At 71.8% G+C, this 18,192-nt stretch carries 18 protein-coding genes; 10 read left to right on the plus strand and 8 right to left on the minus strand.

Annotation, left to right across the window (positions count from 1 at the left end; genetic code table 11):
• From F2B26_RS08215 to F2B26_RS08235, 5 genes are all read left to right on the plus strand, one after another.
• Positions 1-748: DUF6049 family protein (locus F2B26_RS08215; protein ID WP_159808242.1), on the plus strand; the 748-nt coding region annotated here is incomplete at its 5' end.
• A complete protein-coding gene (gene murJ / locus F2B26_RS08220) occupies positions 745-2,433 on the plus strand; it encodes a murein biosynthesis integral membrane protein MurJ (protein ID WP_235929566.1) in 1,689 nt (562 codons plus the stop codon). The genes F2B26_RS08215 and murJ, both read left to right, overlap by 4 nt.
• A gap of 54 nt (positions 2,434-2,487) precedes the next feature.
• Positions 2,488-4,275: a protein kinase family protein gene (locus F2B26_RS08225; RefSeq protein WP_159808244.1), complete on the plus strand. Its 1,788-nt coding sequence runs from the start codon at positions 2,488-2,490 to the stop codon at positions 4,273-4,275.
• A 104-nt stretch (positions 4,276-4,379) separates the two neighbouring features.
• Positions 4,380-5,375 carry a thioredoxin-disulfide reductase gene (trxB, locus tag F2B26_RS08230; protein ID WP_159808246.1) on the plus strand — a complete coding sequence of 332 codons (996 nt, stop codon included), beginning with the start codon at positions 4,380-4,382 and terminating at the stop codon, positions 5,373-5,375.
• Positions 5,372-5,692 (plus strand): thioredoxin family protein, encoded by a 321-nt coding sequence (locus tag F2B26_RS08235; protein ID WP_159808248.1) that lies wholly within the window; start codon positions 5,372-5,374, stop codon positions 5,690-5,692. The genes trxB and F2B26_RS08235 overlap by 4 nt, the downstream gene beginning before the upstream one ends.
• A 218-nt stretch (positions 5,693-5,910) precedes the next feature.
• Here the strand turns inward: F2B26_RS08235 and F2B26_RS08240 are convergent, their stop codons facing one another.
• The 8 genes from F2B26_RS08240 to rpmH form a co-directional block, all read right to left on the minus strand.
• A complete protein-coding gene (locus F2B26_RS08240; protein ID WP_159808250.1) occupies positions 5,911-6,996 on the minus strand; it encodes a ParB/RepB/Spo0J family partition protein in 1,086 nt (361 codons plus the stop codon).
• Positions 6,993-7,910, minus strand: a complete 918-nt coding sequence (locus F2B26_RS08245; protein WP_159808252.1) for a ParA family protein — start codon at positions 7,908-7,910, stop codon at positions 6,993-6,995. Before F2B26_RS08245 ends, F2B26_RS08240 begins: the two co-directional genes overlap by 4 nt.
• A gap of 835 nt (positions 7,911-8,745) precedes the next feature.
• Complete coding sequence (gene rsmG, locus F2B26_RS08250) at positions 8,746-9,423, minus strand: 16S rRNA (guanine(527)-N(7))-methyltransferase RsmG (RefSeq protein ID WP_159808254.1); 678 nt, start codon at positions 9,421-9,423, stop codon at positions 8,746-8,748.
• 324 nt (positions 9,424-9,747) lie between these two features.
• Positions 9,748-10,248, minus strand: a complete 501-nt coding sequence (locus F2B26_RS08255) for a Jag family protein (RefSeq protein WP_159808256.1) — start codon at positions 10,246-10,248, stop codon at positions 9,748-9,750.
• Between the two features lie 29 nt (positions 10,249-10,277).
• Positions 10,278-11,528: a membrane protein insertase YidC gene (gene yidC, locus F2B26_RS08260; protein WP_159808258.1), complete on the minus strand. Its 1,251-nt coding sequence runs from the start codon at positions 11,526-11,528 to the stop codon at positions 10,278-10,280.
• A gap of 22 nt (positions 11,529-11,550) precedes the next feature.
• The gene (yidD, locus tag F2B26_RS08265; RefSeq protein WP_328698663.1) at positions 11,551-11,934 is read right to left on the minus strand and encodes a membrane protein insertion efficiency factor YidD; all 384 of its coding nucleotides are present in this window, start codon (positions 11,932-11,934) and stop codon (positions 11,551-11,553) included.
• A complete protein-coding gene (gene rnpA / locus F2B26_RS08270) occupies positions 11,831-12,184 on the minus strand; it encodes a ribonuclease P protein component (protein WP_159808262.1) in 354 nt (117 codons plus the stop codon). Before rnpA ends, yidD begins: the two co-directional genes overlap by 104 nt.
• Positions 12,185-12,194: 10 nt before the next feature.
• Entirely contained in the window at positions 12,195-12,332 is a 138-nt protein-coding gene (rpmH, locus tag F2B26_RS08275) for a 50S ribosomal protein L34 (protein ID WP_159808264.1), read from the minus strand.
• Positions 12,333-12,766: 434 nt separating this feature from the next.
• Between rpmH and dnaA the strand changes: the two genes are divergently transcribed.
• From dnaA to F2B26_RS17210, 5 genes are all read left to right on the plus strand, one after another.
• Complete coding sequence (gene dnaA, locus F2B26_RS08280) at positions 12,767-14,158, plus strand: chromosomal replication initiator protein DnaA (protein ID WP_235929568.1); 1,392 nt, start codon at positions 12,767-12,769, stop codon at positions 14,156-14,158.
• A 453-nt stretch (positions 14,159-14,611) separates the two neighbouring features.
• Complete coding sequence (gene dnaN / locus F2B26_RS08285; protein ID WP_159808266.1) at positions 14,612-15,742, plus strand: DNA polymerase III subunit beta; 1,131 nt, start codon at positions 14,612-14,614, stop codon at positions 15,740-15,742.
• Between the two features lie 55 nt (positions 15,743-15,797).
• Entirely contained in the window at positions 15,798-16,691 is an 894-nt protein-coding gene (gnd, locus tag F2B26_RS08290; protein ID WP_159808268.1) for a phosphogluconate dehydrogenase (NAD(+)-dependent, decarboxylating), read from the plus strand.
• A complete protein-coding gene (gene recF, locus F2B26_RS08295) occupies positions 16,691-17,857 on the plus strand; it encodes a DNA replication/repair protein RecF (protein ID WP_159808270.1) in 1,167 nt (388 codons plus the stop codon). Before gnd ends, recF begins: the two co-directional genes overlap by 1 nt.
• Positions 17,847-18,170 (plus strand): hypothetical protein, encoded by a 324-nt coding sequence (locus F2B26_RS17210; RefSeq protein ID WP_201292663.1) that lies wholly within the window; start codon positions 17,847-17,849, stop codon positions 18,168-18,170. The genes recF and F2B26_RS17210 overlap by 11 nt, the downstream gene beginning before the upstream one ends.
• Positions 18,171-18,192 lie beyond the last annotated feature (22 nt).

Consider the following 18,192-nt stretch of genomic DNA (forward strand, 5'->3'; position numbering starts at 1 on the left):
CGTCGAGCCGTCGCTGGCCGGGGACGGGACCAACGTGCTCGCACCGGCACCGGTCGCGGCGCTCACCGAGGCCCGCACGGCGCTCGGTGCGCTCGCCACGGCCACGGACGAGCCGTCGGCGGTGACCGACGACCTCGACGACGCCCTGCTCCTGCCGCTCGCCGTGGCCTGGCGCGCGGACCCGGACGGCCGTACCGCGCTCCTCACCACGACGCTGGACTCGGCCGACCGGCGGCTCGGGGCGCTGTCCCTGACCCCGCGCGCGAACATCACCGTCATCAGTGCCTCGAGCGACGTGCGGTTCACCATCCGGAACGACCTGACGACCGCGGCCACCGTCCGGGTCCGGGTCACCCCGTCGAAGGTGTGCCTCACCACCCAGCTGTCCGACCCGGTGACGGTGCCGCCCCGGACGGAGGCGTCGGTCCCGGTGCACTTCGAGGCGCACGCCAACTGCCAGGTGCGGCTGATCGCCGAGCTCGTCACCGAGGACGGGACGTCACTGTCGCCGTCGCCCCTCGTCTTCACGGCGAGCCTGAGCCCCACCATCGAGAACGTCGGGACGGCAGTGGTCGGCGTCGTGCTCGCACTCGGCCTGCTGCTCGGCATCATCCGGACGGTGCGACGCGGCCAGAGCGGCCGGCGCGGCGCCCGTCAGGTCCCGCCCGACGAGCCGTCCCAGCTCGGGGTGCTCGGCGGCGAGCCCCCAGGTCGACCGCGCCCGCAGGACGAGGAGCCACCCGGGTGAGCGAGGAACCCGACGACGGGTCGCGGTCCTCGATCAGCGGCGGTGCCACGGTCATGGCCGCCGGGACCCTCGTGTCCCGGGTGCTCGGCCAGGCACGGAACATCGTGCTGGTCGGCGTCATCGGCCTCACCTCGGAGGCCTCGAACGCGTTCACGCTCGCGAACACGCTGCCGACCACCATGTACAACCTGCTGGTCTCGGGGGCGCTGTCCGCCGTCCTCGTGCCGCAGGTGGTGCGCGCCTACAAGCGGGACGCCGGCCAGGACTACGTGGACCGTCTGCTCACGCTCGGCTTCGCGGTGCTCGCCCTGCTCACAGCCGTGCTCACGGCCGCCGTCCCCCTCCTCACCTGGGTCTACGGCCAGGGCCACGGCGGCACGGGCTCCCGGCTGAGCCTGGCCATCGCCCTCGGCTACTGGTGCATGCCGCAGGTCTTCTTCTACGGCGTCTACGCGCTGCTCGGTCAGGTGCTCAACGCGCGTGGCTCGTTCGGGCCGTTCACCTGGGCGCCGGTGGCCAACAACGTCGTGGCCATCGCGGCCCTGGGACTGTTCGTCGTCATGTTCGGTGCACACAACGACCACATCTGGCCCGCCGACCAGTGGACCCCGACGCAGATCGCGGTGCTCGGTGGCGGTGCGACCCTCGGGATCGTGGCGCAGGCGCTGGTGCTCGTGCCCGCGATGCGACGCGCCGGTGTGCACTGGCGCCCGCGGTGGGGCTTCCGTGGGGTCGGGCTGGGTGCTGCGGGCCAGGTCGCGGTGTGGACGTTCGTCTCGCTCATCATCGGGCAGGTGGCCGCGATCGCGGTGTCGCGCGCGGCCGCGGCTGCCGCGGACGCCGCGCCTGCCGGGACCGTGGTCGCGGGCTACACGACCTACCAGAGCGCGTTCATGATCTTCATGCTGCCGCACTCCCTCGTCACGTTGTCCCTGATCACAGCGCTCTTCCCGCGGATGTCGGCGCAGGCGGCCGATCGTGCGCACGCCCGGGTCGGCGAGACGGTGTCCGTCGGTCTGCGGGTCGTCGGCCTGTTCACGATGCTCGCGGCGACGATCGGCGCGGTGCTGGCGGGCGTGCTCGTGCGGGCCGTCCTGCCGACGGTCTCGACGACGGCCGTCCCCGTGATGGCCCAGGTGGTCGTGGCGCTCATGCTGGGCCTGCCCGCCTTCGGCATCTGGTCGGTCTGCCAGCGGGTCTACTACGCGTACGAAGATGCCCGGGGCCTGGTTCCGGTCGCCGTCGGGATGGCGACCGTCGTCGCGCTCGGCACGATCATGGTCCGGCTCGTCCTCCCGCCGCAGCTGTGGGTGGTGGGGGCGTGCCTGGCGATGAGCGCGTCCTACGTGCTGGCCTCGGTGATGGCCATCGGGGGCCTGTGGCGCCGGGTCGGGCACATCGGGGGCCGGGCGGTGCTCCGGGTGCACGTGCGGGGCACGATCGCGGCGCTCGCTGCCGCGGTCGTCGGCGTGCTCCTCATGGCGCTCCTGTCGGCGGTGGGCCTGCACCCGGGTGCTGGCTGGGTCGGCTGGCTGACGGCGGTGGTCGAGTTCACGGTGGTCGCCGCCGCCATGTCCGCGCTGTACGTCATGGTGCTGCGTGCCCTCGGCGTGGGCGACATCGACGTGCTCCTCGCATCGATCCGCCGGGTGCTGGCCCGGATCGTCCACCGGCCGGCCGTCTAGCATGACCTGGCAGGGCGCCGATCTGCGGCGCGCTGCGACCTGGAGGAGGTACCGGTGGCCGACGATGCGCCCGCGGGCCAGGTGATCGCCGGACGGTACCGGCTCGTCGCCGTGAGGGTCGACGACATCCCCTCCGCCACGACCTACGCCGCCGTCGACACGGTGCTCGACCGCCCGATCCTGGTGCGGCTGCTGCCGGGTGCGGACGTCGCGGTGCTCGATGCTGCACGCCGCGCCGCACTCGTCACCGACGCCCGGCTCGCCCGTGTCCTCGACGTAGGTGCGCTGCCGGACGGGCGCGGCTACGTGGTGACGCAGGATGTGCCCGGCCCGTCGCTGGCGGATCTGCTCGCGACCGGCCCTCTGTCGGCCGACCAGGCCCGCGCCGTCGTCGGTGAGGCCGCGGCGGCGCTGGAGATCGCCCGCCGCCGGGGCGTGCACCACCTTGCGCTGCGTCCCTCCGTGCTGCACGTGGCCCAGGACGGCCGGATCGTCCTGGCCGGGCTCTCGCTCGACGCGGCGCTGCTCGGCCGCATCCAGAACGACGAGACCGCCAGCCGCACCGACGCCCTCGACCTGTCCCGGCTGCTCTACGCCGCTCTCACCGGGGCGTGGCCCGCGCCCGACGGCGCACCGGTGGCCACGTCCCTCCCTCCTGCACCGGTCGACGCCCAGGGCCAGCTGCTCGCACCGCGGAGCCTGGTAGCGGACGTCCCGGCCGACCTGTCGACACTGTGCACCGACGCCCTCGGCGCCACCGCCGCCGGCCCGCGCACCGCCGGCGAGATCGTGCACGCGCTCGAGCCGTGGGGTGAGATCCGGGTCCAGCCCGCCGCCGCACCGGCCGGTGCGGCGGCCGCTACCACCGTTAGACCTCGGGTGGCCCGGACCTCCGTGCGCACCGCGTTCGAGAACGACGCGGCCCGTGTCACACCCGGCACGCCACCGCCCGCACCGCCGGTGGCGGCGGGGCCGTTCCCGGTGGGCCCTCCCACCGCAACGCTCCCGGCGGCCCCTCCGGCGGCGGCTGCAGTGCCTCCCCCCGCCATCGCTCCTGCTGCCGTGCCTCCCCCCGCCTTTGCCCCCGCACCGGCCGCGCCGGCTGCGGACGCGGTGTTCCCCGCCTCGTCGGGTCCGGCTGCCCGGGGACCCAGGACGGACCCGGTCCCGGTCGTGCAGGGCCGGGCGTACGGCAGCGGACGACGCTTCGACCCGACCCGCCTGGCGATCGGCGCGGTCGTGGTGCTCATCCTGGTCGCGGTCGTGCTCGGCCTGTCGTCGTTGTTCTCGTCGCCGCCGACGGCCGACCCGTCGCCGCACCGGCCGACCCCGTCGAGCTCGTCGGCAACCAGCGCTGCCCCGAGCCCGTCACCGAGCGGCTCGGCGACGCCGAGCTCGTCGGCACCCGCCGGCGCGGCCCTCCCGATCAGCTCGGTGACCACCTACGACCCGGTGGACCCGGCCGGGGAGCACCAGGAGAGCATCCAGAAGGCGTTCGACGGCGACCCGGCGACCACGTGGAACACCCGCACCTACAAGTCGGCGACGTTCGGCGGGCTCAAGCCCGGCGTGGCACTGGCAGTGACGCTGGCCGCACCCTCGCAGGTCCACTCCGTGACCCTGGTCACCACCGGGACGGGTGGGCAGATCGAGATCCGCGCCTCGGACCCGGCGAACCCCCAGGGCGGTGCGGTGCTGGCCTCGGGCCCGCTCGCCGGCACGACGACCTTCACGCTCGACCCCTCGGTCACCGCCTCCTCCTTCGTCATCTGGATCGCCCAGCTGCCGACGACGGCGGACGGCAGCTACCGCCTCGAGCTGGCGGAGATCACCGTCCACTGAGACGCGCGGGCTGCACCGTCGGGTCGAGTCGTGGGTGGTGTGGGGAACAATGTCCCGGGCGGATCTGTTGCTGCCGCCGACACCCCCGCGCGAGAAGGACAGACGTGAGCGAGCAGAGCAGCACGATCCGCGACCTGGTCATCGTCGGCTCCGGGCCTGCCGGCTACACCGCCGCCGTCTACGCGGCGCGTGCCGGGCTGGCACCCGTCGTCGTCGCCGGCTCGGTGACGGCCGGCGGTGCGCTGATGAACACGACCGAGGTGGAGAACTTCCCCGGGTTCCCCGCCGGCATCCAGGGCCCCGACCTCATGGAGGCCATGCGCGAGCAGGCCGAGAAGTTCGGCGCCGAGGTGGTCTGGGACGACGCCACGCAGCTGCAGCTCGACGGTCCGGTGAAGACCGTGGTCACCGGCGGCGGCGAGACGTACCTGGCCCGCGCTGTCATCCTCGCCACCGGATCGGCCTACCGCGAGCTCGGCCTGCCCGACGAGAAGCGGCTGTCCGGACGCGGTGTGTCCTGGTGCGCGACCTGCGACGGGTTCTTCTTCCGCGACCAGGAGCTCCTCGTCGTCGGCGGCGGCGACTCGGCGGTCGAGGAGGCGACGTTCCTCACCCGGTTCGCCTCGAAGGTGACCCTCGTGCACCGCCGTGGTGAGCTGCGCGCCTCGAAGATCATGGCGGAGCGTGCAGCGTCCGACCCGAAGATCGCCTTCGCGTGGAACAGCGAGGTCGTCGCGATCCACGGCACGGAGAAGGTGACCTCGGTGACCCTGCGGGACACGGTCACGGGTGCCGAGCGCGACGTCGCCGCAGGTGGCATCTTCGTCGCGATCGGCCACGTGCCGCGCACCGAGCTCGTGCGCGGGCAGGTGGACCTCGACGCGAACGGCTACATCGAGGTGATCGGCCGCAGCACCGCCACCACCCTGGCGGGCGTCTTCGCCTGCGGCGACGCGGTGGACCACACCTACCGGCAGGCGATCACCGCTGCCGGGTCCGGCTGCTCAGCGGCGCTCGACGCCCAGCACTACCTCGCGGGCCTGCTCGACGAGGTCGTCGACCCCGAGCCTCCGACGGAGACCCTCGTCCCCGCCTCATGATCGTCGAGGTCACCGACTCCTCGTTCGACGAGGTGGTGCTCGCCAGCTCGCGCCCGGTGGTCGTCGACTACCGGGCGCAGTGGTGCCTGCCGTGCCGTCTCGTCGAGCCGGTCCTCGCCGAGCTCGACGAGGAGCTGGCCGGTCGGGCCCGGTTCGTCCAGGTCGACTGCGACCTCAACCCGGGCCTCGTCGCTCGTTTCGGCATCCTCACGATGCCGACGATCCAGCTGTGGCGGGACGGCGAGCTGGCCGGCGTCGTGTTCGGCGCCCGGCCCAAGGGCGCTCTTCGCGAGGAGATCCTCACGGCCCTGCTCTGACCCGGTCTCCCGCTCTGACCTCGCGGCCCTCTCTGCCGAGGTCTCCCGGCGCAGGCGGGCGCTCTCGCAGGGGGTGAGCGCGTCATCACGCGCTCCGAGTACGACGGCACCACCCAGGTCCGGGTCATCCCATGTTTTAGGTGTGCTGCGGGCTTGCGCCGCCTGGGCCGCCGTTCCGATTCGTTCCGGCAGGCTCGCCGTGGCCTCCCCCGCGTGCGCTACGCCTGGGCGGGACGCTCCGGTGAACGCAGCAGGCCCGGGTCCTCGGGGGCCAGCAGCGCCAGGATCCGGTTGAGGTCCTGCACCGAGGCGAACTCGACGGTCAGCCGCCCGCGCGACTTTCCGAGCGCGACCTTCACCCGGGTGTCGAACCGGTCGGAGAGCCGAGCCGCGAGGTCGTCGACGGCCCCGTTGCGAGTGCCCGCGCGCGGCGCGACCCGACGGGGCGTCGGCTGCGGCTCGTCGCCGCCCAGCGAGACGATCTCCTCGACCGCACGCACGCTGAGGCCTTCGGCGACGATGCGCTGAGCCAGGCGTTCGATGGCGGCCCCGTCGGCGAGCCCGAGCAGGGCGCGGGCGTGCCCGGCCGAGAGCACGCCGGCGGCGACCCGCCGCTGCACACCAGCCGGCAGCCGCAGCAGCCGCAGCGTGTTGGAGATCTGCGGCCGGGAGCGCTGCACCCGCGCGGCGAGCTCCTCCTGCGTGCAGCCGAAGTCGTCGAGCAGCTGCTGGTAGGCCGCTGCCTCCTCGAGCGGGTTGAGCTGGGCCCGGTGGAGGTTCTCGAGCAGCGCGTCCCGCAGCAGGTCGCCGTCCTGGGTGTCCCGGACGATCGCGGGGATGGCGACCAGCCCGGCCTCCTTCGAGGCACGCAGGCGACGCTCGCCCATGATGAGCTCGTAGCCGTCGCCGGTCGAGCGAACGACGACGGGCTGCAGGACGCCCACCTCACGGATCGACCCGACCAGCTCGGCGAGGTCGTCCTCGTCGAAGACGGTCCGCGGCTGACGAGGGTTCGGGCGGATCTGGTCGACGGGGACCTCGGCGAACCGGGCGCCTGGAACGGGAAGCAGGTCGTCGCCGCCAACCGCCGTGCTCTCGGCGGGGTCTGCGGCACTGTCGTGCGCTTCGGTCGCGCTGTCCGTCGCTGCGCCGGGCACGGTGGCGTCACCGTGGTCGACGACAGACCCGGGTCCCCCGGGGAAGAACACGTCGGTCGGACGGTCGCGGTCGGGGTTCGCACCCTCGGGGCCGGTCGGGATGAGGGCGCCGAGCCCTCGGCCGAGCCCGCGTCGCTTCTCGCTCACATGTCCTCCTGGGGTGCGGGCGTCTCGCCCGGCGTCGTGGGCGAGGTGGCGTGGTCGCCGGCACCTCGGTCGGCCAGCTCGCGAGCGGCCTCGAGGTACGCAAGTGCGCCGGACGACCCGGCGTCGTAGGTCACGACGGTCTGGCCATAGCTCGGGGCCTCCGAGATCCGGACGGACCGAGGGATCGTGGTGCGCAGCGTCTCGTTCGGGAAGTGCTCGCGCACCTCGTCAGCGACCTGTCGAGCAAGGTTCGTCCGGGAGTCGTACATCGTGAGCAGGATCGTGGAGACGTGGAGCTCCCTGTTGAGGTGGGACTGGATGAGCTGCACCGTCTTGAGCAGCTGCGACAGGCCCTCGAGCGCGTAGTACTCGCACTGGATCGGGATGAGCACCTCGCGTCCGACGACGAACGCATTGACCGTGAGTAGCCCGAGGCTCGGCGGGCAGTCGACCAGGACGTAGTCGTAACGGGCGCCCGCGGCCTCCTGCTGCTCGAGGTAGTCGTCGACAGCGCGGCGGAGCCGCGACTCGCGCGCCACCATCGAGACGAGCTCGATCTCAGCGCCGGAGAGGTCGATCGTGGCAGGAAGGCAGAACAGCCCGGGGATGTCGGGGCACGCCTGGACGGCGGGCTCGACCGGGTCGCCGTCCACCAGCACGTCATAGACGGACGGGGTGCCGGCGCGGTGGTCCACGCCCAGCGCCGTCGACGCGTTGCCCTGCGGGTCGTTGTCGATGACGAGGACCTTGAGGCCGGCCTGCGCGAGGGCGGCCGCGAGGTTGACGGTGGTCGTGGTCTTCCCGACGCCGCCCTTCTGGTTGGCGACCGTGATGACACGGGTGTGGTCGGGGCGCGTGAACCGACGTCCTGTGAGCTCGATGCGGCGCTGTGCGTCGCGGCGGAGCTCAGCCATCAAGGGAGTGTCGTCGGACGCCTCCGGGAGTGCTTCGGCCAGCACCGACCGCCGCTCGTCATCGGGCACGTCGATGCTCCTCTCACCATTCGTCACGAAGGGGGACCGCTCCACCGCCGGGGACTCCAGGCGGGGCCACACCTCGGGCTCGTCCAGCCCAGATCCGACCGTCAGCCTAACGTCCGACGCGCCGTCCCCTGTCCTGCTGGACCCGCCCGGGATCTGCTGCCCGGCCGATGGGTGACCGTCGGAGGCCAGTGGCCACGTGGCTGCCGTTTCACGTGAAACGGCGTCCTTCTGCCCGTCGGCCGGAGAGACGCCCCCAGCGCCCGCCCCTCCTGTACGTTCACCGCTCCCAGCGGGTCCCCCCCGCCACGTCGCCTCTGCCAGCCGCCCGTCGTCGTCGCGGCTCGCCGTGGGGACCTGGGTTGTGGCGGACTCGGCAGCGGGCGTCCTGGCCGTGACGGACTCGGTCGCGAGCGACTCGACCGCGGTCGTCTCAGCCGGGGGGATGTCCGCCGCCAGACCTCGCCCGTCGTCGACACGCTCGCTCCTCAGCCCCGTTTCACGTGAAACGCCCTGCCGCGCGGCGAGTGCATCTGACGTCCTGCCCTGAACATCGACCCCATGATCACCGCCGTCGATGGTCGGCCCAGCGGTGAAACGAGCGCCGGCGCCAGCCACCGACAGTCCAGCAGGGCCGCCGTCCCTGAGGCTCGGAGTCACCTGCTGATCGGAGTCACCCTCCGGAGCCTGCGTCTCGTCACCCTCTACGTCCTGCACCGAAGAGGTCGAGCCGCCACCGGGCCGCCACCATCGAGGGGCCCGCCCTCGCTCAGCGTGAGCCACGGCGCCCGCCCGACTTCTCGACCACCACGACCGACGTCGGCTCCACGCCGTCCACCGTGCGCACCTCGTCGACCCGAGCACGCCGGAAACCGAGGCGCTCCCCGAGATCCTGCGCCGCGGCGACCTCCTCTGCCGCGCGCTCCCCCTTGAGTGCGACGAGCACCCCTCCGTGCCGCAGCAACGGACCGGACCACCGGTAGAGCTTGTCGAGCGACCCCACCGCCCGTGTGGTGACGGCATGCATCGAGAAGCGCCCGACGACGTCCTCGGCACGGCCGCGCACCACCTCCACGTTGGACAGCCCGAGCTCTCCCACGACCCAGGTGAGCCAGGTGACCCGACGCTCCATCGGTTCGAGCAGGACCCAGCGACTCTGCGGCAGCATCGCCGCGAGCACCACGCCGGGGAGCCCGGCGCCGGACCCCAGGTCGAGCACCGTCGGGCGCCCCGCCACCAGCGGGGCAGCCGCGGCACTGTTGAGCAGGTGGCGCTCCCACAGGCGGCCCGGCTCACGCGGGCCGATGAGCCCCCGCACCACGCCGTGCTCGCGGAGCAGGACGTCGAACTGCGACACCACGGGCCATGCGTCGCCGAAGTACGCCCGCACGGCCTGGCTTCCGGCGAGTGGATCTGTCGCCGCCACCGCGACGTCGATCTCGTCCATCACTCCCTGCTCCTCACCACCGTGAGCTCACTGGCATCGCCCGACACACGCCACGCTATCGACGCCCCGCGCGCGCACGACGTCGATCCACAGCGCCGGTCGCCGCCGGTCCGGACCTGCCTCACCCGAACGCAGTGTCAGGCACAAGCTGGTCGCCGCGTTGCAGCGGGACACCAGGCGCCCGCAGGTACATCCGTCGGCTCAACCGCGAGCGCCAACGGACGGCCACGCCCGGCGTGGGAGACCGGCGGCGTCGACCCCCAGAGCTCCGCACCCTGTTTCACGTGAAACCGACCTGCCGGCCGTTTCACGTGAAACATGCCGTCACGCCGGGCGGACCACCACGTGCCGCTGCGGCTCAACGCCGTCCGACTCGCTCGTCAGACCAGCAGCTGCGACTGCGTCGTGCACAACCTTGCGCTCGAACGGGTTCATCGCCGCCAGCGCGACCGGCGCACCCTCGGCACGCGCCTTCTCGATCGCCTCCTCGGCGATGACCAGGAGCTGAGCCTTCCGTGCCGCCCGGAAGCCGGCGATGTCCAGCATGAGCCGGCTCCGCTCGCCGGTCTTCGCCTGCACCGCCAGCCGAGTCAGCTCCTGAAGTGCGTCCAAGGTCTCACCCCGAGGCCCGACGAGCGCACGCAGCGACCGGTCCGCCGGGTCCTCCGACACGATCCCCACGGCCGCACGGCCGTGGTCCACGTCGATGTCGATGTCGCCGTCAAGGTCGGCGATGTCGAGCAGCTCCTCGAGGTAGTCCGCCGCGATCTCACCTTCCTCCTCAAGCCGGGAAGGGGTGGGGCTCTCCTGTGCAGGCGTGCTCACGTCTCGTCTCCGATCACCCAAGGGGTCACTCACTGGGCCGACTCGCCGTCGGCCACGTCACGGGGCGGCCGCGTCGATGCGCCGCCCTTGGAACCTTCGTCGGCAGGACGGGCCGTACCCGAACCGCCACGCGCCGGCCGCCGCGGCTTGCGCGGGCCGTCGCTCGTCTCGCCACCAGCGCTCGCCTTCGGCGCCTCGTCCTTCGGCGCCAGGCCATCCGTGATCGCCGAGTCCTGGGCACGGGTCCGCTTCGGCTCGACGGGCTTCACCGGCTCGGACACAGGAGCCGTGGAGCTCTCAACCGTCGACTTCGGCGGCGCCGCCTTCTTCGCCCTGTCCTTGCGGACCGGCTGCTGGCGCTGACCCGACTTCGGGCGCTCATCGATCACCGGGGTGTCCGTCGACTCGGCGACCACACCGTGCGCGGCGGCCCGGCGCGCCTGCCTGGCCTTGAGCGCCGCCTCCGCCTGCGAGCCGGGGGCCGGCATCTTTCGGATCGTGTAGAACTGCTGGCCCATCGACCACAGGTTCGTCGTGGTCCAGTAGATGAGGACACCGATCGGGAAGTTGATGCCGGAGAACGCGAAGATCAGCGGCATCACGTAGAGCAGCATCTTCTGCTGCTGGGCGACCGGGCCCTCGAGCGCCGCGGGCGGCATGTTCTTCATGGTCAGCTGGCGCTGCGTGGTGAACGTCGTGATCGACATCGCCACGATGAGGATGATCGTGACGACCCGCGTCGCCGCGGTCGCGCCCGGCTGCATGAAGTACCCCGAGAGCGGCGCACCGAAGATCGTCGCGCTCTCGGCCTGGGACGCCAGCTGTTGGGTGAGCGGACCGATCGAGTCGTGATGCGGGTACGACCCCTTAGCCAGCAGCGTGAGCGAGCTGAGCACCCGGAACAGCGCGAAGAAGATGGGGGACTGCGCCAGGATCGGCAGGCACGAGGAGAACGGGTTGGTGCCGTGCTTGCGGTACAGCTCCATCGTCTCCCGGCTCATCGCCTCACGCGACGCCGGGTCCGTCTTGCCCTTGTACTTCTTCTGGATCGCCTGCATCTCCGGCTGGATGAGCTGCAGACCGCGCGACGCCTTGATCTGACGGAAGAAGAGTGGGATGAGCGCGATCCGGATGACGATCACCAGACCCACGATCGACAGCGCCCAGGCGGCACCGCCCGCGGGGTCGAGCCCGAGCGCCGCGAACAGCGCGTGGAACTGGACCATGATCCAGGCGACGACCCACATGATCGGCCACAGCAGACCGTCGAACCACGACATCTCGGCGAGCTCCTAGCTGGTGTCAGCGCGCGGCAAGAGCCGCGTCGACGTGTGAGTGGGACCGCGCCGGCGGGACATCGTCCACACCTCCGGCCGCCCAGGGGTGGCACCGAGCGAGCCGACGGACGGCGAGCCAGGATCCTCGCACGGCACCCTGACGCGTCACCGCGATCACCGCGTACTGCGAGCACGACGGGTAGTACCTGCACGACGGCGGCCTCATCGGCGAGATGAGGTGCTGGTAGAGCCAGAGCAGCCCGAGCAGAGCTGCACGCGGAAGTCGCCTCAGGAACCGCGCGACCTCAGCCACGGGACGGCTCCGCCCGACGTCGAGCGGTGCGCATCGCTCCGTCGAGATCCGTACCGAGGGTCTCGAACGTCGCGTCGGCCGCCGCCGGCAGTGCACGCACGACGAGCGACTCCGCCGCGCCGAACGAGCTCAGCCGTTCACGCACGAGGGCGCGCAGCCGTCGCTTCACGCGGTTGCGAACGACGGCACCGCCCACGGACCGTGGGACGACGAACCCGACGACCGGAGCTCCGGCCTCCCCCGTCGCGAGGTGGACGACGAGCGAACGCCTGCCCGCGCGCGCACCATCACGCACCGTCCGGGAGAAGTCCGCCGAGCGGCGCATGCGATGCTCCGAAGGCAGCACCGCTGCTGGATCAGGCCGAGAGCTCGCTGCGGCCCTTGCGCCGACGGGCGGCGAGGATCGCACGGCCGGCACGCGTCCGCATGCGCAGGCGGAAACCATGGGTCTTCGCCCGACGCCGGTTGTTCGGCTGGAAGGTGCGCTTGGTCACGAGTCACTCCATCAACGACGAGATGATCACGCGTCAATCGCGTGAGCCGGTCCGAACCGCCGAGACCGATGACCAGGACACGCTCACGCGTGCGGCGTCAGGGCGCGCCGACAGTGGGCCATGAACTCGGGCTGGGCCACGCTACGCGACACGCCGTGCGAGGGTCAAATGATCCCGGACGTCCCCCTCCCGGGAGTAGTGGCCTCGTCCCGACCGGCACTAGCATCGCCCGGTACCGAAGCCCGGCGCGACGCGCCGTCAGGGGTCACCCACGGGGCTTCGGGCACACGCATACCACGGCTTGGCGCACAGATGTGGACAACTGTGTGGACAGGCCGCCGGGCGGCGCGCTGCGCCACCCGTACCCGACGATCCAGAGGAACACGTTGGCACAGGACGACGACCTCACGAAGGTCTGGGGTCGAGTGGTCGCCATGCTGAGCACCAACCCCGAGGTCGGCCCGCGGGAGATCGCGTTCGTCCGCCTCGCGCAGCCGCTCGGCATGCTCGACGGAACGATGCTGCTGGCCGTCGGGAACGAGTTCACCAAGGAGTACATCGAGAACCGCGTGCGGACGGCCGTCTCACGTGCGCTCACCGAGGCGCTGGGACGCGAGGCCCGTTTCGCGATCACCGTCGACCCGTCGGTCGGTTCGGAGAACGAGCCCGTCCAGCCACCCGAGCCGGAGGAGCAGCGCCCGACGCTCACCCTCGTGCCCCAGCCGGAGGACCACCGGCCGGGTCCCTCGACGCCGGCCCCGACGTCCCGCGGCCGCGGTCCCCTCGTCGAGCCGGCCCGGCTGCACCCGCGGTACGTGTTCGAGACGTTCGTCATCGGCGCCTCGAACAGGTTCGCCCATGCCGCGGCGGTCGCGGTCGCCGAGGCCCCGGCCAACGCCTACAACCCGCTGTTCATCTACGGCGGGTCCGGCCTGGGCAAGACGCACCTGCTCCACGCCATCGGGCACTACGCCCAGAACCTCTACTCCGGGATCCGGGTGCGCTACGTGAACTCCGAAGAGTTCACGAACGACTTCATCAACTCGATCTCCGAGGGCAAGGCGGGCGCGTTCCAGCGCCGCTACCGCGACACCGACATCCTCCTCATCGACGACATCCAGTTCCTGCAGGGCAAGGAACAGACGATGGAGGAGTTCTTCCACACCTTCAACACGCTCTACAACACCAACGGGCAGGTGGTCCTCACCTCCGACGTGCCGCCCAAGCAGCTCGCCGGCTTCGAGGACCGCATGCGCTCCCGGTTCGAGATGGGCCTCATCACCGACGTCCAGCCCCCCGACCTCGAGACCCGCATCGCGATCCTGCGCAAGAAGGCGGCGAACGAGCACCTCGACGCCCCGGACGACGTGCTCGAGTACATCGCCAGCCGGATCTCCTCGAACATCCGCGAGCTCGAAGGTGCCCTCATCCGGGTCACCGCGTTCGCGAACCTCAACCGCCAGCAGGTCGACCGGTCGCTCGCCGAGATCGTGCTGCGTGACCTCATCACCGACGACGACGCTCGCGAGATCACGGCCGCGATGGTCATCGGCCAGACGGCGGCGTACTTCTCGCTCACCATCGACGACCTCTGCGGCCAGAGCCGCTCACGGGTGCTTGTCACAGCCCGCCAGATCGCGATGTACCTGTGCCGTGAGCTCACCGACCTGTCGCTGCCGAAGATCGGGCAGGCGTTCGGCGGCCGGGACCACACGACGGTGATGCACGCCGACCGCAAGATCCGCGCGCTCATGGCCGAGCGCCGGTCGATCTACAACCAGGTCACCGAGCTCACCAACCGGATCAAGCAGACCGGTCGCGCCTGACTCGTCATACCCCGCACGGACCGGCTGCGGCCGGCCCGTCCTTGGCATGCCCAGCGAACCTTCAGGTTGAACCCGAGGCTTCTGTGGGACGAATACCCACACCTGTGGACGAACCTGTGGACGGCGGTGGACGACCCGCGACGGGCGTGTGGATGACAACCGAACGACAGGTGGATGACCGTGAGGCAACCGGACGGTGTGCACCGGACGACACCGTCGTCCCGAATCACACACACATCCGGTGCACACCCCAGAATCGACGCTCACCAGCACCGATGCTCGATGTCCACACGATCCACAACACCGATGACGACGACGACACTTCTCCATTCCCCAGATCCACACACCGTCGACTGCAGCGGCGTGCGACCCGGCGGACCCACCTCCCACTCGCGTAGTGTTCGGTCGATGCCCGCGTCGTCCAGCGCGCGGCCCGACGACGAGAGGTGCTGCATGAGGTTCCAGGTCGAACGGGATGTCCTTGCGGACGCCGTGACGTGGACCGCACGGAGCTTGCCGACCCGTCCCCCCGTCCCGGTCCTGGCCGGGGTCCGCATCGAGGCAGACGCCACCGGGGGACTGCAGCTGTCGAGCTTCGACTACGAGGTCTCCGCACGTGCCACCGTCCCCGCCGCGGTCACCGAGCCGGGTGTCGTCCTGGTCTCGGGCCGGCTGCTCGCGGAGATCTCCCGCTCGCTGCCGGACAAGCCCGTCGACGTCTCGCTCGACGGCACCAAGGTCGTCGTCACGTGCGGCGCCAGCCGCTTCACGCTCCTCACGATGCCGGTCGAGGACTACCCGTCGCTGCCGGTGATGCCGCCGGCCACCGGGATCGTCGACGGTGACGCGTTCACCCACGCCGTCGGCCAGGTCTCCGTCGCAGCGAGCCGCGACGACACGTTGCCCCTGCTCACGGGCGTGCGCCTGGAGATCGAGGGCGAGAAGGTCACGCTGCTGGCGACCGACCGTTATCGGCTCGCGCTCCGCGAGCTGACGTGGCGGCCGACCAGTCCCGAGGTCTCGACCGTCGCGCTCGTGCGTGCGCGCACCCTCACCGACGCCGCTCGTTCGCTCGGCTCCGCCGGCGAGGTCACCGTCGCGCTGTCCAACGGCGGCGGGGTCGACCTCATCGGCTTCGAGGCCGGCGGCCGGCGGACCACGAGCCTCCTGGTCGACGGCGACTACCCGGCGGTCCGCCGGCTCTTCCCCGACCAGACCCCGATCCACGCCGTGCTCGACCGGGCGTCCCTCATCGAGGCGTCGAAGCGCGTGTCGCTCGTCGCTGAGCGCAACACCCCGATCCGGCTGTCGTTCAGCGACGGCCAGGTGGTGCTCGACGCCGGTCAGGGTGACGACGCGCAGGCGTCCGAGGCGCTCGAGTCCACGCTCGTCGGCGAGGACATCTCGGTGGCCTTCAACCCGCAGTACCTGCTCGACGGTCTCGGCGCGATCGACACGCCGTTCGTGCGCCTCGCGTTCACGCACCCGAACAAGCCGGTGGAGTTCACCGGCCAGGAGCAGGCCACCGGCGACGACGTCCGCGACTACCGGTACCTGCTGGTGCCGATCCGGTTCGCCAGCTGATCTGGGCGCGGCGCCGACCGACGCCGCGCAGGTTCTGATCGACAGGGGTACGTCGATGCACGTGGGACTCGTCGGGCTCGGGAAGATGGGCGCCAACATGCGCGCCCGACTGCGGGAGGCCGGGCTGGAGGTCACCGGCTACGACCGGGACCCGAAGCTGACCGATGTGCCTGACCTGCCCGCGCTGGTCGAGGCCCTGCCCGCCGGGCAACGGCTCGTCTGGGTCATGGTGCCGTCCGGTGCCGTCACCGACTCGGTGGTGCGCGACCTCGCCGGTCTGCTCACCGCGGGCGATCTCGTCATCGACGGCGGGAACTCCTACTACCAGGACGACGAGCCCCACGCGCGGCTGCTCGCCGAGCACGGCATCGGCTTCATCGACGCCGGTGTCTCCGGCGGGGTCTGGGGCCTGACCGAGGGCTACGGCCTCATGGTCGGCGGCGATGACGCCTCGGTCGAGCGGGCCATGCCCGTGTTCGACGCGCTGCGACCGGCAGGGGCGCGTGAGGACGGGTTCGTGCACGTCGGCCCGGTGGGTGCCGGCCACTTCGCGAAGATGGTGCACAACGGCGTCGAGTACGGGCTCATGCAGGCCTATGCCGAGGGCTACGAGCTGCTCGCGGCCAAGGACCTGGTCTCCGATGTGCCCGCGGTGATGCGCGCCTGGACCCAGGGCACCGTCGTGCGGTCCTGGCTGCTCGACCTGCTCGTCAAGGCCCTCGCCCAGGACCCGGGCCTGGCCCGGATCGAGGACTGGGTGGACGACTCCGGCGAAGGACGCTGGACCGTCGACGAGGCGATCGACCTCGCGGTGCCGGCGCCGGTCATCTCGGCCGCGCTGTTCGCGCGGTTCGCCTCGCGTCAGGGTGAGTCCCCCGCGATGAAGGCCGTCGCGGCGTTGCGCCAGCAGTTCGGCGGCCATGCGGTGAAGCCGGCGCCCGCGTCCTGATGCATGTCGCCCACCTGTCGCTCGTCGACTTCCGGTCGTACCCGCACGTCGAGCTGCCGCTCGACCCCGGGGTGACCGCGCTCGTCGGGCCGAACGGGCAGGGCAAGACGAATCTCATCGAGGCGATCGGCTACGTCGCCACCCTCGGCAGCCACCGGGTGCCGAACGACGCACCTCTCATCCGGGCCGGGGCCGACCGGGCTCTCGTGCGTCTCAAGGCGATCCGCGGTGACCGTGCCGCGACCGTCGAGCTCGAGATCACCCCGGGCCGCGCCAACCGTGCGCGGATCAACGGCGGCTCGCCGGTGCGGTCCCGCGAGGTCCTCGGGATCGTCCGCACCGTGCTGTTCGCGCCCGAGGACCTGGCCCTCGTCAAGGGCGACCCCGACGGACGCCGCCGGTACCTGGACGATCTGCTCGTGCAGCGCACGCCCCGGATCGCCGGTGTGCTCGCTGACCTCGACCGCGTCCTGCGGCAGCGGTCCGCACTGCTCAAGACCGCCGGGGCGGCCGTGCGCGCGCACCGTCAGTCGCCGGACCTGCGCACGCTCGACGTGTGGGACAGCAAGCTCGCCCAGGTCGGCGCGCAGGTGCTCATCGCCCGCCGGGAGCTCGTCGAGCAGCTGCACCCGCACGTCGCGCGCGCCTATGAGCAGGTCTCCGCAGGTCAGGGCGCTGCGACCCTCGTCTACAGGGCGTCGCTCGACGCCGCCCTCGAGCTCGAGCCGAACCTGCCCGCAGGTCAGGACCTCGTCGAGGCCCAGCTCCTCGAGGCGATGGGACGGCTCCGCAGCAAGGAGATCGAGCGCGGCGTGAGCCTCGTCGGCCCGCACCGCGACGACCTGCTGCTCGAGCTCGGCGGACTGCCGGCCCGGGGCTATGCGAGCCACGGCGAGTCGTGGTCGTTCGCACTCGCCCTGCGGCTCGCGTCCTACCGGCTGCTCACCCAGACCGACGGACCCGACTTCGACCAGGGCGGTGAACCCGTGCTGCTGCTCGACGACGTGTTCGCCGAGCTCGACGCGCGCCGCCGGGACCGTCTCGCCGAGCTCGTCGCCGGCGCCGGGCAGGTGATCATCACTGCGGCCGTGCCGCAGGACGTGCCCGAACCGCTGGTCGGCGGCCGCGTCGACGTCATGGCCGGTGAGGTGACCCGTGTCCTCTGACCCGAAGGGTCCGCACGTCGAGGGTCCGCACGACATCGGTCCCGACGAGGAGGCCGACGACGACGCACCACCTCCCGCGCTCGCCCGCGCACCGCTCGGCCCACCCGTGTCGACCCCGCCCGAGCAGGTGGTCCGGGCCGCGCTCGCCCGGGCGCGTTCGGCAGCGAGGGCCCGCGGGCTGCGGCCCGGTGACCGGCCGCGTCGCGCGGTCGCGCCCGCAGCGGGGACGCCCGGGCCCTCGACCTCGACCCGGGTCGACAGGGCGTTGACCACCGAGACGCCGACACCGTGCAGACCGCCGGAGACCGCGTAGCCGCCGCCGCCGAACTTGCCGC

This window comes from Cellulomonas citrea (assembly GCF_009829685.1).
GTDB classification, from domain to species: domain Bacteria; phylum Actinomycetota; class Actinomycetes; order Actinomycetales; family Cellulomonadaceae; genus Cellulomonas; species Cellulomonas citrea.

Excerpts from the sequence above, each read along its gene's own strand:
- recF (WP_159808270.1), top strand. The coding sequence starts at position 16,691 with ATGCATGTCGCCCACCTGTCGCTCGTCGACTTCCGGTCGTACCCGCAC.
- rsmG (WP_159808254.1), bottom strand. The coding sequence starts at position 9,423 with ATGGACGAGATCGACGTCGCGGTGGCGGCGACAGATCCACTCGCCGGA.
- gnd (WP_159808268.1), top strand. The coding sequence starts at position 15,798 with ATGCACGTGGGACTCGTCGGGCTCGGGAAGATGGGCGCCAACATGCGC.
- dnaA (WP_235929568.1), top strand. The coding sequence starts at position 12,767 with ATGCTGAGCACCAACCCCGAGGTCGGCCCGCGGGAGATCGCGTTCGTC.
- F2B26_RS08245 (WP_159808252.1), bottom strand. The coding sequence starts at position 7,910 with ATGGCTGAGCTCCGCCGCGACGCACAGCGCCGCATCGAGCTCACAGGA.
- dnaN (WP_159808266.1), top strand. The coding sequence starts at position 14,612 with ATGAGGTTCCAGGTCGAACGGGATGTCCTTGCGGACGCCGTGACGTGG.
- F2B26_RS08235 (WP_159808248.1), top strand. The coding sequence starts at position 5,372 with ATGATCGTCGAGGTCACCGACTCCTCGTTCGACGAGGTGGTGCTCGCC.
- yidC (WP_159808258.1), bottom strand. The coding sequence starts at position 11,528 with ATGTCGTGGTTCGACGGTCTGCTGTGGCCGATCATGTGGGTCGTCGCC.